We start from the raw sequence: 16,431 nt of genomic DNA, 5'->3' as shown, positions 1-16,431 counted from the left end.
GGCAATAAAAATAGAAATAGAGAAGGCTATTTCATATCCCTGAATATTTGTTTGATAAAAATAGATAAATTGGTGCTTATATTTGCCGACTTCATCAAAGTATCCGCTCTTGAGACATGACAACCGAGCTTAATGAACATGTTGTCATCAATACGATCACGCTTATCGATGACAATAAGATCAAGGAAATCAGAATAATAGGAGGCAACCCCATAGGATGAAACTTCAATTCCCCTTGCGGCCATTAACTTACCAGCCGGTCCGCTTACCGGTTCATTGCCGATTATAGGACTTACAGCTATGACCTTTTTGTTTTTGAGAATATTCCGCATCCCAGGTAGCTCAATTACAGGACCGATGCTTGTAATCGGATTGCTGGGGCCTATAAGAACCTCATCTTCGTCCTCAAGTGCATCCATAACAGCCGGAGAGATGGAAGCAGTTTCAATACCTTCCTGACACACGTCCAGAACCTCAGGTTCTCCATGTTTTCCTACCCAGAAATCCTGGAAATGCATTTTTCCCTCTGGTGTGCTTACTATTGAAGATACAGGATCATCGGACATGGGTAACACCGTTGCTTTAACCCCAAAAGAACTGCAAAGCTGAGTTGTGGCTTCTGTAAGAGTCATTCCACTACGGAGATAATCAGAGCGCATGATGTGGGTTGCACGATCCTGGTCACCAAGCATCATGACCTCATTGTGCCCGAGTGCTTTCATGGCTTCATGTGTCCTGTATGTGTCACCTTTGACCCCCCACCAGCGGGAACTGTCGATCCTGCCTGAAAACAGATAGAGTACAGTGTCAATGTCCGGCGTTATCAGGTTGCCGGATACCCATATATCCTCCGCTGTGTTGACTACGACTGTTATTTCTTCCTCCGGAATCACTTCCCGAAGACCATTCAGTAATTTGGGAGTACCGGTACCGCCTGAGAAAATTATCATTTTTTACTCTTCCTGTTTATCGGAATATCATTATAAGATGACGCATATTTAAAATATATGAAAGTCATCCGTGACCCGATTCATGGTTATATTGAGCTTGATACTCTTACGTTATCGCTAATAGATTCACCGCAGATGCAACGCCTGAGAAGAATAAGCCAGCTTGGGCTCTCAAACCTTGTGTATCCCGGAGCAAACCATACGCGTTTTGAACATTCCCTTGGTGTGATGCATCTTGCCACCATGCTCACAGAGAAGATAGATTCTGTGACTGATGAAGAAAAAAAGGAACTGAGAGTTTCTGCCCTTCTTCATGATGTTGGACACGGTCCTTTTTCGCATGTTACAGAAAGCCTTACTAAACATTATACAAGGCAAAGGCATGAGGATGTCAGGGCAATTCTGAAAAAAGGCGAGCTTGGGGAGATACTGAACGAGCATGGTTTGAATCCGGCAACCATCGAGGACCACATACAAGGAAAGACAGACCTTGGGAAGATACTCAACAGTGAGATCGATGTTGACAGGATGGACTATCTTGTCAGGGACTCGCATTACACAGGAGTTGCTTTCGGTCTTGTCGACCATGTCAGGCTCATCAATGAAATGAAGTTCTATGAGAACAAACTTGTTGTCACCGCAGGCGGTGTCAAGGCAGCAGAATCATTATTAGTATCCAGGTTCCTGATGCATCCATCCGTTTACTATCACCACGTTTCAAGGATAGCTGAAACCATGTTCATAAGGGCAGTGGATGACCTTATACAAAAGAAAATATTAGACCCCTTTGACCTGCGGAAGATAGATGATTCAAGGCTTTTTGAAATGATACGCAATGATGATGGTTACGCAGGAGAACTGGCAAATAAACTGGACAACAGGAAACTCTACAAAAGAGCATTGTACGTAGGATTTGATGAAGTAGGTGAAGGTGTGTTAAGACACCGCAAGAATATCACACGAGTTGAGGCCGAGATTGCGGAAGACGTGGGTATTGACCCGGAAAGCGTGCTAATCGATATTCCAAAGAGTCCTGAAATAGCTGAAATGAAGGCATTGGTGAAGGTGAATAACAGAATGTTGCGCCTGGATGAAGCTTCAAACATCGTTGCAACACTTGAACAGGCTCACCGTGATAACTGGAAGATGGGAGTCTACACTCCTAAAGAACACAGGGAAGAAGTAGCCAAAGCCGCCAGGAATTTCTTTGATGTAAAAAGAACAACAAAACAGTTTCGTCTGAGTGAAATAGAGGGGTAGGATGTACCAGATAAAGAAAATTGCAGCTAGGATAAGCCTCCATATAGAATGGAATAAGGCAGGAAAAGACCACATTGTCTGCCTCATGGGCGGAGATGAGCATGTGGGAGCAGTTGCCGTGGGATTCTACGATAAGAGTTCAGGACGATCTTCCTCTTCGGTGATAACAAATCCGGGACACAGGGAAACAGATATTGCATTACTTGGAGCAAAGGTAATCAGTGAGGCCAGCAAATCTGCATCTGTATTTATAGTTGGGATCCATCTGGACAATATTACAAAAAAGGAGATAGAGGAAATTGTCTCTGTTTCCAGGGAAATGATCGATGAGCTGTCGGTTATAATTCAGGAGGGCTTCTAATGGAAATAGTAATAGGCATCAGCGGAGCATCAGGCTCTGCTTACGGGATAAGGTTACTGGAAATACTTGCAGAGACAGATATAATGACCCACCTGATCATAACAAGATCTGCAAAACAAATAATTGAGATAGAGACAGACTATGACATCAGCTATGTCGAAGGACTGGCAGACGTAGTTTATGATGAAAGCGATTTCACAGCTCCCATTGCAAGCGGTTCCCACAGGTTTGACGGGATGGTTGTTGCCCCTTGCAGTATGAAGACGCTTGGAGAGATTGCAGGTGGCATGTCAGATAACCTGATTGGCAGGGTTGCAGATGTCTGCCTGAAAGAGAGAAGAAAACTCATCCTGATGCCACGTGAAACACCCCTGAACCAGATACACCTTGAGAATATGCTCAGGCTGGAAAGAGCTGGCGGGATCATACTTCCTGCATGCCCGGGGTTCTATTCTAGACCACAGACTATTAATGATCTGGTAGACTCAATGGCAGGACGTGCCCTTGACCTGATTGGCATTGACAACGAGGTTTTCAAGCGCTGGGAATGATATGGGCCGTTCTTGAGAAAACTGCCCTGTACCCCGAGAATGCTCAGAATGAGGCTTGGATCCATCGGGCTTGGCATAACACTTGCATCAATGATAGAATCTCCGGGTGGCTGAGCACTCCGGTTCACCTCAACCCTCTGGCATACGGAGTGGAAGCCCTGAGATAAATGCTGCTTGACAGCTCAGAAATACCCATTGAGCTATCGGTGACAGTTATCACAGTCTTTGTTATTGGTGAGTATAGGAAGTTGAAGCAGGGCTTTTGACCGGGCAGAGGATCAGTGATCAAAAAACTGCTTTTTTCATAGATATTACCGTGTTTTTGCCCATATTTTATCCATAGTATCCTTATTCTCACGAAACCTTTTTATGCAATAAATGCTATTGCAGAGCTACCCTTCTTAAGCTGACTGGGATAGTAGGGTAGCTTGGTCCATCCTCGAGCGTTTGGGACGCTTGGACCGCGGTTCAAATCCGCGCTATCCCACCATAACTTTTTATGCTATCTTTTGTGATATATGTAATTTCGCAGTTTACCTGACCGTTGCTTGATTTTTTACATGGATTAGTTTTATAACATATCCGCGGGGAATAATGTCCCCATGGCAAACATTAATGTGAAACTTTTTGCAAATCTGAGAGAGATTGCACAAACGTCTTCTCTAACAATATCAGGAGATACTGTAAAAGAAGTTCTGCTTTCCCTTACAGAACAATATCCACCTTTGAATGAACTCATATTCCAGTCCGGTAAAGAGGTGAAACTTTGCGGTTACATCAACGTATTCCTCAACGGGAACAACATAAAACACATGGAAGGATTGGATACAATCCTCAGTGACGGCGATGAAATGGGAGTTTTCCCCCCGGTTTCAGGCGGATGATTATCATACGTAAAAAAGAGGAAGTACAATGTTATTCAGAGAACGTACTGACGTAGGAAAAGCAAAGGAACTGTTCCTTGATGAAATTAAAAGTATGGACAGAACAGAACAACTTCCTGCGACATCATCGATTGGCCGGGTGCTTTCAACAAGCATACTTGCACCCCGTAACGTACCTCATTACCGCCGTTCCGCCATGGACGGCTTTGCCGTCAGGTCTGTTGACCTTATTGGAGCTTCACCCACAAACCCTGTGATGCTGCAGGTATCAGATGAAGTGATGGAAAGCACATGCGCTCCGGTAAATACAGGGGATTATGTCCCTGATGAAGCTGATGCTGTGCTTATGATGGAAGATACAATATCTATCGGCGATATGATAGAGATCCGGGCACAGGTTCATCCGGGCAAGAACGTGGGCGAGATTGGAGAAGATGTAAGGAAGAAAGAGATAATCTTCAACAAAGGTCACTTTCTCAGGCCATGCGATGTTGCCGTACTCGCATCCCTTGGGATCAATGATGTGAAAGTATATGCAAAACCTGTTGTTGCCATTGTTCCCACAGGTAACGACCTTCTGCCATTGCCCGGTGATGATGTCCTGCCACCCGGCAAGACACTGGATATCAACAGCCTCATGATAGGAGAATATGTAAAGAAGTGGGGCGGAATTGCACGTTACTGTGAAATTGTTCCTGAGAACAAACAACTCATAGAAGAGGCCATCAAAACTAATCTTGACGCTGACATGATAGTTGTTTCAGGCGGAACTTCTGTGGGAGATAAGGATTATGTACCTGGAATTGTTGAAAAACTGGGAAAGAAGCTTGTTCACGGCGTAGGGCTCAGCCCTGGAAAACCCACTGCACTGGGAGTTGCGGACAACGTCCCTATCCTCTGTATGCCAGGATATCCGGCTGCAGGCCTTGTAGCTCTCTTTGCATTTGGGAAACCTGCACTTAGAAAAGCCGGAAATATACCAGATATACCTGATACAAAGGTAAAAGCAACCCTTAGCGGGAAAATAATGTCCAGGGAAGGATACCTTAGTTATGCAAGGGTCATACTAGAAGGAGATGTAGCTCATCCACTTATGACAGCAGGTGCCGGCATACTAAGTTCCATTGCGAAATCCGATGGATTTGTGATTATCCCGGAGAACGTAGAAGGATACGAAGAAGGAAACAAAGTGGACGTTGTGCTCATTGAATAACAATTCTTCTATAGACAAAGGTCTTGAAATCCTTACCATCGGAATCGGAGGATTCCTCGGGGCAATTGCAAGATACCTTGTAGCAGGGCTCTTAGAACCTGCATCAGGCACTCTTGCAGTTAATGTGCTTGGGAGCATACTGCTTGGTTTTCTTATGTATAACTCCGAGTACCTGGGATATGTATCTCCCAGAATCCGGATGTTCTTCGGAATTGGATTTTTAGGTTCACTTACCACTTTTTCTGCATTTACTATGCAGACGTTCCAGATGCATATTATTGAAGCAGCATTCAATATTCTTGCAAATGTTTGCCTGACCCTTGCCGGTGTGTTCACAGGAAGAGGAATTGTCCTTTATGTGGTTAAAAGGAGGGAAGAAAGCGGTGGTCTCTGAAATAATATTTGTTGGCACAGGTGGATTTATCGGTGCCATACTCCGATACCTTGTGTCCGGTGCAATTCCCAGAGTAAATGAAATTCCCACAGGAACCCTGGCCGTAAATTCCATCGGGAGTTTTGTGCTGGCATTAATGACTTTCACATCTGTTGAAGGATCCCTCGGTTTTTTTATCTGCACCGGAATGCTAGGTTCCTTTACAACCTTCTCGACCTTTGCATACGAAAGTTTCAGATTGCTGGAAGAAGGAGAAAACAAGTATTTCCTGCTGAATATCATCCTCAACATAACAGTGTGCCTGAGTGCAGCACTCCTTGCATACCGGATAATTATGCCATAGGCTTATCTGGCCACCCTCAAACAACACTGTTAGTCAGATTATATTGAAATTAAGAAGTATAGCCAGGAGTATAAGGATCACACCGGTTATGAGGCGTACCTCCACACGCTTTTTCTCCCTGAAATCATGAACTTTTTTCGGATCGAGACCAAAAGCAAGGAGAGCACCAAGAATCAATATCGGCAAAATGACACCCAGATTATAAAGACCCATATACAGAGTACCTTTTACAAGATCGTCACCTGTTATTAGCATCTCAAGAATCATGAGATAAACTGCACCCACGCATGGAGCTTTGACAAGGGAAAAAAGACCGCCACCAACAAATGATATTAGCAGAATATTCTTGCCATCTGCCTTGCTCATGAAGTCTACGAAGTATCGAGGGGTTTTGAATGACGATTTTAAGTGTCTTCTTATATAGTATGCATCATAAAGATGCCACAACCCAAGGAATGCTACCGACAGGACCATTAGAGTTGTAATCGTTTTCCTAATTCCAGGGAAGTAACTGATAGTGTTCAGTATACCAAAACCAACAACCATGTAGGTCACAAATATACCAGCACAAAAACCTGTTACTAGCACAAGCATGTCTTTGCGTGAACCAGCAGATGATACTACAACTGATGCAAGGAAGGCCATCACTGCAATGAGACATGGGTTGAATCCTGCAAGCAGACCTGCAATGAATATAAGCAGAGGCGTTTGCGTATCGGTAATCCATGCTGCTGAAGAATTTGGAAGCTCAGAGGGAGTTGCACCTGTAATGGGGGATGCTGTTTCAATGCCTTCTGAAAGCAGCGTTTCAAACAACACCATGTCCCCTTTATAGTCGTCATAGCTTATGACAAGGCTCCTGTTAATGACAACCGCAGGAACTGTTTTTACGCCATATTGTCTGGCAATGCTGAATGAGGAAGCAATCTCGTATGCAAAGAAATCGATGGCTGAATTCTGAGAAATTACGTTCTCAATTACCGGCGAAGCTTGCTCACATTTGAGGCATCCGCCCTCATAGAAATATTCGACCGATGTATTTCCAGCCCTGCCTATTCCGGCTGAAAGCAATAAAAATAGGATCAGAGTAAAAACTATCCTGCTCATATCTTTTAGTGACAGGCTGTTGATGAACATGTGTTCTTATCATATTCACTTTCGGAAGCGTATCCAACACTGATTTCCAGAAGCTCACCGGTGCTGGCTGATACATATCCTTCTATCACATTCAGGGGCTTTACACCTGCACAGGCACAAGTGCGTTCCAGGATCTCAACTTTCCATACCCCAACTTCGGAAGCATTGCCGTTTGGAGAGGATTCAACAAGTGTTGTAGTTGTAACTCTCCAGTCTTCAACCTTGTAAAGGGACGAAAAGTATTCAGACGCATTCGGATTGCTCATAACGATATCAATTGCCTGGGATGAAGTGATATCCGGACCATTGACCCCGGGGCCAAGCACCATATATGCACCCACAATACTTGCACATACAACAACTGCCAGCGATGCGACAACTATGGGTTTACTTTTTTCCATAGTAATATGGTAATCGCATTTATGCTATAAACGTTGCTGAATAGAATGAACAATAAGTACTTGAGAATGGCTTTACTAATTATAACCAGGAAACAAATGTAGTATTGTTACGTTTAAAAGCATTATATAATACAGCAGAGGAAATCGGCCATGAGAACATTGCTTTTGAGGATATATCTTAGTGAGAACGATAAATACCACGGAAAAACTGCACACCATGCCGTTATAGAATTCCTGAAGGATGAAGGAATTGCAGGTGCCACGGTTCATCATTGTATAGAAGGATATGGGATCCATCATAAAATACACACTGCAAGCGTGCTAAGGCTTGGAATAGACCTTCCGGTGATCGTGCAGGCAGTGGACAAGGAAGAAAAAATAAGGAACCTTATTCCAAAACTTAAGGAAATGTTGCCAACGGAACTGATGATGGTCCAGGAGACAGAGGTCGTTTCGGGAGAAGGTTTTAAAGAAGATATTTAGATTTGCTGATTACTTGTAGAGCACCACTGTGCTTCCCCTTACATCTATAAGGGTTGTTTTGGTTGCCTCTGCAAGCTTTTCCGCAGATACTTTGATATCTTCGCCTTCCACACTGGTCTTTAACATTTTTATCTTGACCAGATGGTTTGCCTTTACCTGCTTTTTAATCTCTTCCACAACAGACTCAGTCATACCGTTCTTTCCGATATTAATAAGCGGTTTGATTTTTGTGGCTTCAACTTTTAACTGATATAACTTTTCTTTATCCATAATAATACACCTGATAATAGTCCACTATAAATGATTCAATTGTAAGATACTATAAAAAGCATGTCCATTCAAAAAGATAAAATGAGCAATATACCGGAAACATTAAAGATTCAGGTATTTGAGAAGATATTATGTTCTCTTGAGGGATATATCCTTCCCGTCAATACTGTACTCAAACCATGGCGTAGGTTTTGAGGTCATTCCTACTACCCTCATGGCATAAGCATCTCCTACTGCCTTTATCTCGATCATACCATCAAAGAGCTGTTTCAGCGTAGCTATGGTCTGTACATCATGCATCTCGTCCTCTACAACATAAAGACCAAATCCATTAGCTGCTTTGACGCGTCCGGTAAATACGTGAAGGAACCTGAAAACTGTCTGTATGTTCGAATACATGAGAATGGTAGACAGCGAATTAATACACAGATGTATTTTTTGCTTCTGCTTTCTCACCAGCATTTCTTCAAAGAACTGACTGATCTTGACCCCAATACCTGTAAGGTCGACAGGACTTGACGCCCTCTTGATCTTATCAGTATCGCCTGCACTCAGCCCAAGCGTTTTGGTTACACAGTCAACGACACCAATATCGGCATTTGAAATGTCCATACCGTTATCCTCAAACCAACCAAGTACGCGTTCCCCTGGTTCGCGAGTGGAAACAAGAATGGCGGAATCATCCGAACTGTAACTATTATAAATAATTGCATTCAGCAGATCATCTTTGCGGCTCATAGGAGGACCTATCATCATCAGATTGGTTCCTTCCCGGATACTGCCAAGCAGTTCATCCAGTTCCTTGATACCTAAAGAGTAGCCGGACATGTTTCCCTCTTCATTGGGATTGTATATAGGATTTACCCTTTAACGAAATTCCCGATTTGCGGTAAAGGAATGATTGAGATATATATGAAATCCTGTACAATATATAAATACTAACATATATAAAAGTGCCTTTTAGCACACCTTGCTTAAATAAAGGACACACTATAAACCTTTTTTGGTTACTGACGAGCATGTTTCACAAGATGGCCAGCCTCCAGAAGGATAATCTCACTCAACGCAAGTTCGACTGCTGAAGGGGAACCTGGAAGGCAGAAGATAATTTTGCCTTTAAGCAAGCCAGCTGATGCCCGCGTAAGGATAACTGAACTTCCGATCTGTCCTATACTTTTATACCTGAACAGTTCACCAAATCCGGGAATTTCTTTTTCAAACATGGGCACAAGTGATTCTATAGTCACATCCTTTGAAGCTAGTCCTGTACCGCCACTTGTTATTATAATATCTGCATCTGAGTCAAGAGCATGGTGCACAGAACCGATTATAACCGAAGGGTTATCTGGAACAAGCTCATATTTTGAAACATGATGACCTTTTGAAAGGACGAGATCATGCATCAGTTTTCCAGAAACGTCTTCTGCATCATCGGGAGATAAAACACTTCCATGTTTCTCATACCTTGAAGTTGAAATTGTGATCAGGTAAAAAGAATAAGAACCCTCTGCATCTTTTTTATGTTCTCTTGTTGTTGGGCTGCTCATACGAAGTATTTATACCTGAATAAGTATAAGAATCACTCGATATAAGCATGAGAATACTTGCGATTGATGTAGGCACCGGTACTCAGGACATACTCCTGCACGATACTGAAAGAGAAGTAGAGAACAGCTTTGTGATGGTTATGCCATCACCAACTGTTATTATTGCTGGCAGGATCAAGAAAGCGACTAAAATGGGACATGATATAGTTCTTAAAGGAGATGTAATGGGAGGAGGACCTTCTGTAAGAGCTATCAAGGATCACATTAAAAAGGGTTGCAAAGTATACGCTACTGAAAACGCAGCCCTTACAATAAAGGATGATCTTGAAAAAGTAAGAGCACTGGGAATTATTATATTAAAAGATAGTGAGAACATACCTGATGAACTGGAAGAGATATTTTTACAGGACATTGACCTCAATGCAATAGAGAATGCACTTCAGAGTTTTGGGGAGGATATGCCTGACAAAGTTGCTGTGGCTGTGCAGGACCACGGAAATTCGCCGGACATAAGTAACCGCATTTATAGGTTCAGGATATTTGAAAGACTGATTGATGAAGGAGGAGACTTTGGCAGGTTTGCCTATAAAGGAGATGCAATTCCTGAAGAGTTCACCCGCATGGCATCGGTGTCACGCACAATTGGCAAAAAGGATAGTGTTATAATGGACACCGGACCTGCAGCGATATTTGGTGCACTCCTTGATCCTAAAGCCATACAACCAGCAATTGTCGTGAATATAGGGAACGGACATACCCTTGCGGCAATAGTTGACAATAACAGGATTGTAGCTCTTTTTGAACATCACACTTCAGCCCTTGACGGAATAAAACTCCAACAGCATATCAATGACTTTGCCTGCGGAAACCTAAAATTTGAAGATATTTACAATGAAGGCGGACACGGATGTTATATAAAAGAAAGCATGGGATTAAAAGCAATTCATTCAATAATGATCACGGGCCCCAGGCGCAACATCCTGCAGAACATGAGAGATGAAGACAGGGAACGAAATATATGGGAAAAACTTCATTTTGCAGCACCTTTTGGAAATATGATGCTCTCTGGTTGTTACGGATTGCTGACCTCCCATTTAAAGGGAGACCTTTGATCCGGTGATAAGGCTTATAAACACCAAGGTAGTATGAGAACAGCCATCGAGATTACGCTATATTGTTGATAAGCAACATCAACAAATACAAATATATACATATCAATTAAGATGCGGAAAAACCAGCGGTACTTTTAATAGTATCATGCTTTATTGCAATAATCAATTCGAGGAGATTTTAGTTCATGGTAAGAAAACCAGCAAGTATGTATAGGAACGTCAGACAACGTTCATTCACAAGAAGGAAATACATGGGTGGAGTACCTGGAAGTCAGGTTATTCACTACGACATGGGCAACAAAAGTGCAGAGTTCCCTATAAAGGTCACACTTATAGCAAACGAAAGATGCCAGTTACGTCACACTTCACTTGAAGCTGCACGTATAACTGCCAACAGGGCAATGACGAACGCTGCAGGACGTACGGGTTTCCACATCAAACTGAGAGTTTACCCACACGAGGTTCTCAGGGAGAACAAGCAAGCTACCGGAGCAGGTGCAGACCGTGTATCAAGTGGTATGCGTGGTGCATACGGAAAGAACGTCGGAACTGCAGCAAGAGTTTCAGCCGGCCAGAAGATATTTACAATCTCTGTAAACAAAGAGCACTTTGTAATGGCAAAAGATGCACTTCGAAAAGCAGGCCATAAACTGCCAACACCTGTCAGGATTGTAGTAGATCAGGGACAGGAACTTGTAAAGTAAGTATTAGATAACAACGAGGGATTAAAGATGGAAGATTACGAAGCGCTTCTGGATCGTGCAATAGCAAACTTACCTGACATGGAGACTACGGATGCCCGTTTCGTAATCCCTGAACCTAAAATTATGGTGGAAGGTAAGACCACGATCCTTGATAATTTCAACAACATTGCAGATGTTGTGAACAGGGACCCTGACCATCTGATGAAGTACCTTACACGTGAAATGGGTACTGCAGGTAAGATAGATGGAATGAGAGCTATATTCCAGGGAAGGTTCTCAAAGGAGCAGTTCCAGTCGAACATCGAAGCATATGTAGAAGAGTTTGTCATGTGTTCAGAATGTGGAAGACCGGATACCCAGCTTATGAAGATGGACAGGATCATAGTGTTGAAGTGCTCAGCTTGCGGAGCACACAGACCTGTGAAGAAAAGACGTGCCAGTGCACCTGTCAAACAAGACTCCATTGAAGAAGGTAAAGAATACGATGTTCGTATTGATGCAGTCGGTTCCAAAGGCGATGGAATTGCAAAGATGGACAAATTCACCATATTTGTACCAGGTGCTGCAAAGGGTGAAACTCTCAAGATCAGAGTCAAGAGAATCAGCGGAACCCTTGCATTTGCCGAGAAAGTGTGATACCTGAGCAAACAGGTATCAATTATCTCTTTTTTTCAGAAGCAATTGTTTATATAAATTGCGCGGGAATTCTATTAAACCGCTCTAAATAATTTCCCGAGGAAATATATGGCACGAGTACCTACAGGAATACCAGGCTTTGATGAACTTATCGAAGGCGGATTTATTGAAAACGATGTAATTCTCCTGACAGGAGGACCTGGCGCAGGAAAATCTACTTTTGGCTCACATTACCTGTATTCGGGAATAACTAATTACAATGAGCCGGGAGTCTATGTCACTTTTGAAGAGACGCCCGGACGCATTATGAGAAATATGTGGAGATACGGATGGGATATGGAACGTCTCATTAAGGAAAACAAACTCCGCTTAATAAGGGTCGACCCCATTGCATATGGCCGTTATATAAAAAAAACCATGGAACCTGACAAGCAGGAAGATCATGAGAACGCAACCCTTGAAACCGTGCTGAAACAAATATACGCAAGCATCCGGGAAATTGATGCTAAACGTCTTTTTATTGATTCAATGACATCGCTTAAGATATCCCCTGACCCTGTAAATGTGAGACATATTATCCTCGAATTCATAAAAAATGTTGAAAGTTTTGATTGTACCACCATAATAACGAGCGAGGTAAATAAAGACCCTAACAATTTCAGTGTAGAGGAATACCTTGCCGAAGGAGTTATCTGCCTTAAGGTATTCAGGATTGGTGGAGAACGGATCAGGTCCCTTGAGATACTGAAAATGCGGGGCGTCAAACATGATGAAGCGCTTCGGCCATATGTGATAACTGATAAAGGCATTATTGTGTACCCATCTGAATCTGTTATCAGCAAGGAAGCGGACGTATTCTCCTTGGAAAGATTTTCGATTTTAGGGGAAGAGTAAATGAAAGCCGATCAGAAAGGTTCAGATAACAAAGATATTACATTGGTTTCAATACCCGGACTTTCAATCAAAATGGATAAAAAAGCGGACTTTGTTCAGCTTAAGGCATATGGAGCTTTACGCAAGGCTTGTGATTCTTTTTTAAAGAAGATCAATGAAAGGTTAAAGGAGGAAAAACCTGCTTTTGTGGATGACGATACAGTAATAGCATCCACATGGGTGCCACCCATACCCAGTAAAGCGTTCAACCGGTTACTGCTGGCCGAAACACAGATAGCATTGGGAAGATATGTCCCTGAAACTGTTTCCTTTGAGATAACACGCAACTGCAAATGCAATTGTGAGCATTGCGTGGTCAGCGGAGGAGAAGGGGACCTGGACATCGAAACTATAAAAAAGGCCATAGATGACGTGCTTGACATGGGAGCAATGGTCATTGTATTCACTGAAGGGGACCCAATGCTACGGGAAGATATCTACGAGCTCATCAGTTACGTTGACAAGGAGCGTGCTATTGTCAATATGTACACCCCGGGTACTGAGATGACGTCTGAGACTGCAAGGCGCCTCAAGGAAGCAGGATTATACAACCTGCTTGTCAGCATATATTCCACAGACCCTTCAAAGCATGATGCAGTACGTCGCCTGGACGGTGCTTTTGAGATAGCGACAAATGCAATGAGAATGGGACTTGAAGCTGGGTTACTTGTTACAATGGCAACCCACGTCTCACCAAAGAACATAGATGAACTTCCTGCAATGTACGAGCTGGCAAAAGATATAGGAGTTCATGAGTTTTCTCTGTGGGAATCCGTTCCAAAGAAGAAAGATGACCCCATAATATCCCAAGACGATAGGCAGAAAGTACTTGAGATGTATCACCGCATCAATTCCACCAAAGGTGGACCACGCATTTTTGCTAACTCTTACTTTGAGGGAAAGATGCTTGGCTGCATGGCAGGCCAGAGGTGGATGCATGTATGCGTTGACGGTTTGGTAAAACCCTGCCCCTACATTCCATTCAGCTATGGTAACATACAGGACAGCTCCATAAAGGATGTATGGAGCAAGATACGTAAGGATAAACGATTCCGAGGCCAGCGCGGAACATGCCTGATGCAGGAAAAAGAGTATCTGCTTCTTGTGGACAAGATACCTGAAGATGCATCGAAGCCTTATGATATCGATAAGGTTCAATCCTAATCATTTTTACTTTTCTTTTACTTGCTGGCATCGCCTGAATCAAGACTTTCAAGAAGCTTTTTGTTCTGCCAGTAAAATCCAAGCACCACCAATGTCATGATAAATGCAATGTAACGGAGATTTGAGAATATGTCAGGCCACATATATCGGGATATACATATCAGAAGGATACCGAACACCCACATAAAGAATGAGTTGATAAGTGAAGCTTTATTGGGACCATATTTTTTATTTAAACGATGAAGTAATTTCCATCCAGTGAAATAATCTATAGGTTTTAATGATTCATTGTTTTTTGAATCGTCCATATACCTTTTCATTTTCTTTTTATTAATATCGTGGACCCTTCTGTATTTTGTAACAGAGAATATTGCAGTAAGCATGAAAGCAATGTAGCCATATTGCCAGGGAAAAATGATGATTAATACTAATGAAATGAACATCATCGTACCCACGATCACAGGCAAATAGCTTTCCCCATATTTATGCGCAGAATACAAATTATATAATGCCACCAAACCAAAGAACAATGCTCCAAAATGAAAGAAAGTTATATCCATGCCTTAATCCTCACGTAATCCACACTAGCAAGTAAAAATGAACAGTAAGAAATTACGTTAATTATACTTAATATTTACGATAAATTAAATTAATATTATAGTGTTGACTGCAAAGCTGCAATAAGAACCTTTACATATCACAAGGTATTTTTACTAACAATTTTAAGTGCCTGACACTAAGTAAAAAAGATATCCGAGAACCGGAAAGCTAAGAGGACATATATGAACATGAAGATCGACCCATGGAGCGCATTGAACATTGACGATTATTCCAAGTTATTCGATGAATTTGGAATACTGCCATTTGATGAAATGGTCCGGGAGATAGAGAATCCTCACAAGTTCATGAACCGTAAGATCATTTTCGGACACCGCAGTTATGACCTGATAAACGATGCAATGAAGAATAAAAAACCGTTCTCGGTCATGAGCGGGTTCATGCCTTCCGGGAAGATACACCTCGGACACAAAATGGTGATGGAAGAGATCATATGGCATCAGCAACAGGGCGGAGATGCCTTTGTCGGCATCGCGGACCGTGAAGCACATTCAGTCAGGGGAATGTCATGGGAAAAATGCAGGGACATAGGCATAAACGAATACATAATCAGTCTCATTGCCCTTGGTTTTGAACCTGATGGACATATTTACTTCCAGTCAGGATCAGAGCAGGTCAAAGACCTTGCATTTGAACTTGGCTCAAAGGCAAATTTCTCGGAACTTAGTGCTATCTACGGATTCACAGGTGAGACCAGCGTCTCACACATGCTCAGCGCAGTCACCCAGAGTGCAGACATACTCCACCCTCAGCTTGAAGAGTACGGCGGACCAAAACCAACTGTCATACCTGTTGGTGCAGACCAGGACCCGCACATTCGCCTGACAAGAGGTCTGGGCCACAAGATGAACATGTTCAAGATAGAAGGCAGGGAAGACAATAAAGGAAATAAATACTTAAGTGTCCGCAGCAAGGCAGCTCCAGAAGAAGCCCTGAAAGAACTGAGTGAGCGTATCCCCGGAAAGACAAAACTCTTTGATGGACATGTTGATATCTTTGATACTGATAATTATGAACTGCTTCTGAAGACTGTAAGGGAAGTAGAACTTGAAGCAGGAGGGTATGCATTCGTACCACCCTCCTCAACATATCACCGTTTTATGTCAGGATTGCAGGGCGGAAAGATGTCAAGCAGTGTTCCTGAAAGTTATATATCACTCACTGAAAACCCGGCTGGTGCAGCAAAGAAGGTGAAGAGGGCAAAGACCGGCGGCAGGATGACACTTGAAGAACAGAAGAAACTTGGTGGCGAACCAGAGAAATGTTCTGTCTATGAAATGTTCCTTTTCCATCTTGTGGAAGACGATGAGGAACTGGCACAGATCTACACAGAATGCCGTCAGGGTAGCAGAGTTTGTGGAAACTGCAAAGCCCTTGCAGCTGAGAGGACAGAAAAATTCCTCAAAGAGCATCAGGAACTGCGTGAAGTTGCCAGAGACAGACTTGATGAATACGTATCAATTTAACAGG

At 42.8% G+C, this 16,431-nt stretch carries 22 protein-coding genes and 1 tRNA gene; 15 read left to right on the top strand and 8 right to left on the bottom strand.

Annotated features, from left to right (window positions below):
• Positions 1-26 precede the first annotated feature (26 nt).
• Positions 27-950, bottom strand: a complete 924-nt coding sequence (gene cofD / locus BB781_RS01570) for a 2-phospho-L-lactate transferase (protein WP_094226742.1) — start codon at positions 948-950, stop codon at positions 27-29.
• 57 nt (positions 951-1,007) lie between these two features.
• On the opposite strand from cofD, the gene BB781_RS01565 reads away from it, so the two are divergent.
• Genes BB781_RS01565 through BB781_RS01555 form a run of 3 tightly spaced genes read left to right on the top strand, consistent with a single transcriptional unit; the run spans position 1,008 to position 3,122 of the window.
• Complete coding sequence (locus BB781_RS01565; RefSeq protein ID WP_094226741.1) at positions 1,008-2,210, top strand: HD domain-containing protein; 1,203 nt, start codon at positions 1,008-1,010, stop codon at positions 2,208-2,210.
• Position 2,211: 1 nt separating this feature from the next.
• On the top strand, positions 2,212-2,571 hold the full coding sequence (lpdD, locus tag BB781_RS01560; RefSeq protein WP_094226740.1) for a prenylated flavin chaperone LpdD: 360 nt from the start codon (positions 2,212-2,214) through the stop codon (positions 2,569-2,571).
• On the top strand, positions 2,571-3,122 hold the full coding sequence (locus tag BB781_RS01555) for a UbiX family flavin prenyltransferase (protein ID WP_094226739.1): 552 nt from the start codon (positions 2,571-2,573) through the stop codon (positions 3,120-3,122). Before lpdD ends, BB781_RS01555 begins: the two co-directional genes overlap by 1 nt.
• 124 nt (positions 3,123-3,246) lie before the next feature.
• On the opposite strand, the gene BB781_RS15240 is transcribed toward BB781_RS01555, so the two are convergent.
• Positions 3,247-3,480, bottom strand: a complete 234-nt coding sequence (locus BB781_RS15240) for a hypothetical protein (protein ID WP_129582599.1) — start codon at positions 3,478-3,480, stop codon at positions 3,247-3,249.
• Between the two features lie 54 nt (positions 3,481-3,534).
• Between BB781_RS15240 and BB781_RS01550 the strand changes: the two genes are divergently transcribed.
• From BB781_RS01550 to crcB (BB781_RS01530), 5 genes are all read left to right on the top strand, one after another.
• A tRNA-Pro gene (locus BB781_RS01550) sits at positions 3,535-3,612 on the top strand.
• A gap of 112 nt (positions 3,613-3,724) precedes the next feature.
• Positions 3,725-4,006, top strand: coding sequence for a ubiquitin-like small modifier protein 1 (locus BB781_RS01545; protein WP_094226738.1), 282 nt, complete (start codon positions 3,725-3,727; stop codon positions 4,004-4,006).
• Positions 4,007-4,034: 28 nt separating this feature from the next.
• The gene (locus BB781_RS01540; protein ID WP_094226737.1) at positions 4,035-5,219 is read left to right on the top strand and encodes a molybdopterin molybdotransferase MoeA; all 1,185 of its coding nucleotides are present in this window, start codon (positions 4,035-4,037) and stop codon (positions 5,217-5,219) included.
• On the top strand, positions 5,212-5,613 hold the full coding sequence (gene crcB, locus BB781_RS01535; RefSeq protein ID WP_094226736.1) for a fluoride efflux transporter CrcB: 402 nt from the start codon (positions 5,212-5,214) through the stop codon (positions 5,611-5,613). The genes BB781_RS01540 and crcB (BB781_RS01535) overlap by 8 nt, the downstream gene beginning before the upstream one ends.
• Positions 5,576-5,956 carry a fluoride efflux transporter CrcB gene (gene crcB, locus BB781_RS01530; RefSeq protein ID WP_094226735.1) on the top strand — a complete coding sequence of 127 codons (381 nt, stop codon included), beginning with the start codon at positions 5,576-5,578 and terminating at the stop codon, positions 5,954-5,956. The genes crcB (BB781_RS01535) and crcB (BB781_RS01530) overlap by 38 nt, the downstream gene beginning before the upstream one ends.
• A gap of 33 nt (positions 5,957-5,989) precedes the next feature.
• Here the strand turns inward: crcB (BB781_RS01530) and BB781_RS01525 are convergent, their stop codons facing one another.
• Both BB781_RS01525 and BB781_RS01520 read right to left on the bottom strand, forming a co-directional pair.
• Entirely contained in the window at positions 5,990-7,063 is a 1,074-nt protein-coding gene (locus tag BB781_RS01525; protein WP_164997741.1) for a cytochrome c biogenesis protein CcdA, read from the bottom strand.
• Between the two features lie 5 nt (positions 7,064-7,068).
• The gene (locus tag BB781_RS01520) at positions 7,069-7,494 is read right to left on the bottom strand and encodes a hypothetical protein (protein WP_094226734.1); all 426 of its coding nucleotides are present in this window, start codon (positions 7,492-7,494) and stop codon (positions 7,069-7,071) included.
• Positions 7,495-7,644: 150 nt separating this feature from the next.
• Here BB781_RS01520 and BB781_RS01515 point away from each other — a divergent pair, with 150 nt between their 5' ends.
• A complete protein-coding gene (locus tag BB781_RS01515) occupies positions 7,645-7,977 on the top strand; it encodes a DUF190 domain-containing protein (RefSeq protein ID WP_094226733.1) in 333 nt (110 codons plus the stop codon).
• A 9-nt stretch (positions 7,978-7,986) separates the two neighbouring features.
• Here the strand turns inward: BB781_RS01515 and BB781_RS01510 are convergent, their stop codons facing one another.
• From BB781_RS01510 to BB781_RS01500, 3 genes are all read right to left on the bottom strand, one after another.
• Positions 7,987-8,247, bottom strand: coding sequence for a YhbY family RNA-binding protein (locus tag BB781_RS01510; protein ID WP_094226732.1), 261 nt, complete (start codon positions 8,245-8,247; stop codon positions 7,987-7,989).
• 129 nt (positions 8,248-8,376) lie between these two features.
• Entirely contained in the window at positions 8,377-9,075 is a 699-nt protein-coding gene (locus BB781_RS01505) for an RAD55 family ATPase (RefSeq protein WP_094226731.1), read from the bottom strand.
• 179 nt (positions 9,076-9,254) lie between these two features.
• Entirely contained in the window at positions 9,255-9,794 is a 540-nt protein-coding gene (locus tag BB781_RS01500) for a MogA/MoaB family molybdenum cofactor biosynthesis protein (protein WP_094226730.1), read from the bottom strand.
• Between the two features lie 47 nt (positions 9,795-9,841).
• Here BB781_RS01500 and BB781_RS01495 point away from each other — a divergent pair, with 47 nt between their 5' ends.
• The 5 genes from BB781_RS01495 to BB781_RS01475 all read left to right on the top strand — a co-directional run bounded on the left by BB781_RS01495 (position 9,842) and on the right by BB781_RS01475 (position 14,343).
• Positions 9,842-10,906 (top strand): DUF1786 domain-containing protein, encoded by a 1,065-nt coding sequence (locus BB781_RS01495; RefSeq protein ID WP_094226729.1) that lies wholly within the window; start codon positions 9,842-9,844, stop codon positions 10,904-10,906.
• A 185-nt stretch (positions 10,907-11,091) separates the two neighbouring features.
• Complete coding sequence (locus tag BB781_RS01490) at positions 11,092-11,610, top strand: 50S ribosomal protein L16 (protein WP_094226728.1); 519 nt, start codon at positions 11,092-11,094, stop codon at positions 11,608-11,610.
• A 27-nt stretch (positions 11,611-11,637) separates the two neighbouring features.
• Positions 11,638-12,246 (top strand): translation initiation factor IF-2 subunit beta, encoded by a 609-nt coding sequence (locus tag BB781_RS01485; RefSeq protein WP_094226727.1) that lies wholly within the window; start codon positions 11,638-11,640, stop codon positions 12,244-12,246.
• Between the two features lie 108 nt (positions 12,247-12,354).
• Positions 12,355-13,140: an RAD55 family ATPase gene (locus BB781_RS01480; protein WP_094226726.1), complete on the top strand. Its 786-nt coding sequence runs from the start codon at positions 12,355-12,357 to the stop codon at positions 13,138-13,140.
• Positions 13,141-14,343: a radical SAM protein gene (locus tag BB781_RS01475; protein ID WP_242492488.1), complete on the top strand. Its 1,203-nt coding sequence runs from the start codon at positions 13,141-13,143 to the stop codon at positions 14,341-14,343.
• Positions 14,344-14,360: 17 nt separating this feature from the next.
• Here the strand turns inward: BB781_RS01475 and BB781_RS01470 are convergent, their stop codons facing one another.
• Complete coding sequence (locus tag BB781_RS01470; protein ID WP_094226725.1) at positions 14,361-14,903, bottom strand: hypothetical protein; 543 nt, start codon at positions 14,901-14,903, stop codon at positions 14,361-14,363.
• A gap of 222 nt (positions 14,904-15,125) precedes the next feature.
• Between BB781_RS01470 and BB781_RS01465 the strand changes: the two genes are divergently transcribed.
• Complete coding sequence (locus tag BB781_RS01465; protein ID WP_094226724.1) at positions 15,126-16,427, top strand: tryptophan--tRNA ligase; 1,302 nt, start codon at positions 15,126-15,128, stop codon at positions 16,425-16,427.
• Positions 16,428-16,431 lie beyond the last annotated feature (4 nt).

This window comes from Methanolobus psychrotolerans (assembly GCF_002243045.1).
In the GTDB taxonomy this organism is placed as follows: domain Archaea; phylum Halobacteriota; class Methanosarcinia; order Methanosarcinales; family Methanosarcinaceae; genus Methanolobus; species Methanolobus psychrotolerans.
The sequence above is the reverse complement of the archived record's forward strand: the minus strand, read 5'-3'. Positions and strand labels throughout refer to the sequence as shown.

Coding starts and splice junctions, on each gene's coding strand:
- cofD (WP_094226742.1), bottom strand. CDS start 950: ATGATAATTTTCTCAGGCGGTACCGGTACTCCCAAATTACTGAATGGT.
- BB781_RS01565 (WP_094226741.1), top strand. CDS start 1,008: ATGAAAGTCATCCGTGACCCGATTCATGGTTATATTGAGCTTGATACT.
- lpdD (WP_094226740.1), top strand. CDS start 2,212: ATGTACCAGATAAAGAAAATTGCAGCTAGGATAAGCCTCCATATAGAA.
- BB781_RS01555 (WP_094226739.1), top strand. CDS start 2,571: ATGGAAATAGTAATAGGCATCAGCGGAGCATCAGGCTCTGCTTACGGG.
- BB781_RS01545 (WP_094226738.1), top strand. CDS start 3,725: ATGGCAAACATTAATGTGAAACTTTTTGCAAATCTGAGAGAGATTGCA.
- BB781_RS01540 (WP_094226737.1), top strand. CDS start 4,035: ATGTTATTCAGAGAACGTACTGACGTAGGAAAAGCAAAGGAACTGTTC.
- crcB (WP_094226735.1), top strand. CDS start 5,576: ATGTGGTTAAAAGGAGGGAAGAAAGCGGTGGTCTCTGAAATAATATTT.
- BB781_RS01525 (WP_164997741.1), bottom strand. CDS start 7,063: ATGAGCAGGATAGTTTTTACTCTGATCCTATTTTTATTGCTTTCAGCC.
- BB781_RS01520 (WP_094226734.1), bottom strand. CDS start 7,494: ATGGAAAAAAGTAAACCCATAGTTGTCGCATCGCTGGCAGTTGTTGTA.
- BB781_RS01515 (WP_094226733.1), top strand. CDS start 7,645: ATGAGAACATTGCTTTTGAGGATATATCTTAGTGAGAACGATAAATAC.
- BB781_RS01510 (WP_094226732.1), bottom strand. CDS start 8,247: ATGGATAAAGAAAAGTTATATCAGTTAAAAGTTGAAGCCACAAAAATC.
- BB781_RS01505 (WP_094226731.1), bottom strand. CDS start 9,075: ATGTCCGGCTACTCTTTAGGTATCAAGGAACTGGATGAACTGCTTGGC.
- BB781_RS01500 (WP_094226730.1), bottom strand. CDS start 9,794: ATGAGCAGCCCAACAACAAGAGAACATAAAAAAGATGCAGAGGGTTCT.
- BB781_RS01495 (WP_094226729.1), top strand. CDS start 9,842: ATGAGAATACTTGCGATTGATGTAGGCACCGGTACTCAGGACATACTC.
- BB781_RS01490 (WP_094226728.1), top strand. CDS start 11,092: ATGGTAAGAAAACCAGCAAGTATGTATAGGAACGTCAGACAACGTTCA.
- BB781_RS01485 (WP_094226727.1), top strand. CDS start 11,638: ATGGAAGATTACGAAGCGCTTCTGGATCGTGCAATAGCAAACTTACCT.
- BB781_RS01480 (WP_094226726.1), top strand. CDS start 12,355: ATGGCACGAGTACCTACAGGAATACCAGGCTTTGATGAACTTATCGAA.
- BB781_RS01475 (WP_242492488.1), top strand. CDS start 13,141: ATGAAAGCCGATCAGAAAGGTTCAGATAACAAAGATATTACATTGGTT.
- BB781_RS01470 (WP_094226725.1), bottom strand. CDS start 14,903: ATGGATATAACTTTCTTTCATTTTGGAGCATTGTTCTTTGGTTTGGTG.
- BB781_RS01465 (WP_094226724.1), top strand. CDS start 15,126: ATGAACATGAAGATCGACCCATGGAGCGCATTGAACATTGACGATTAT.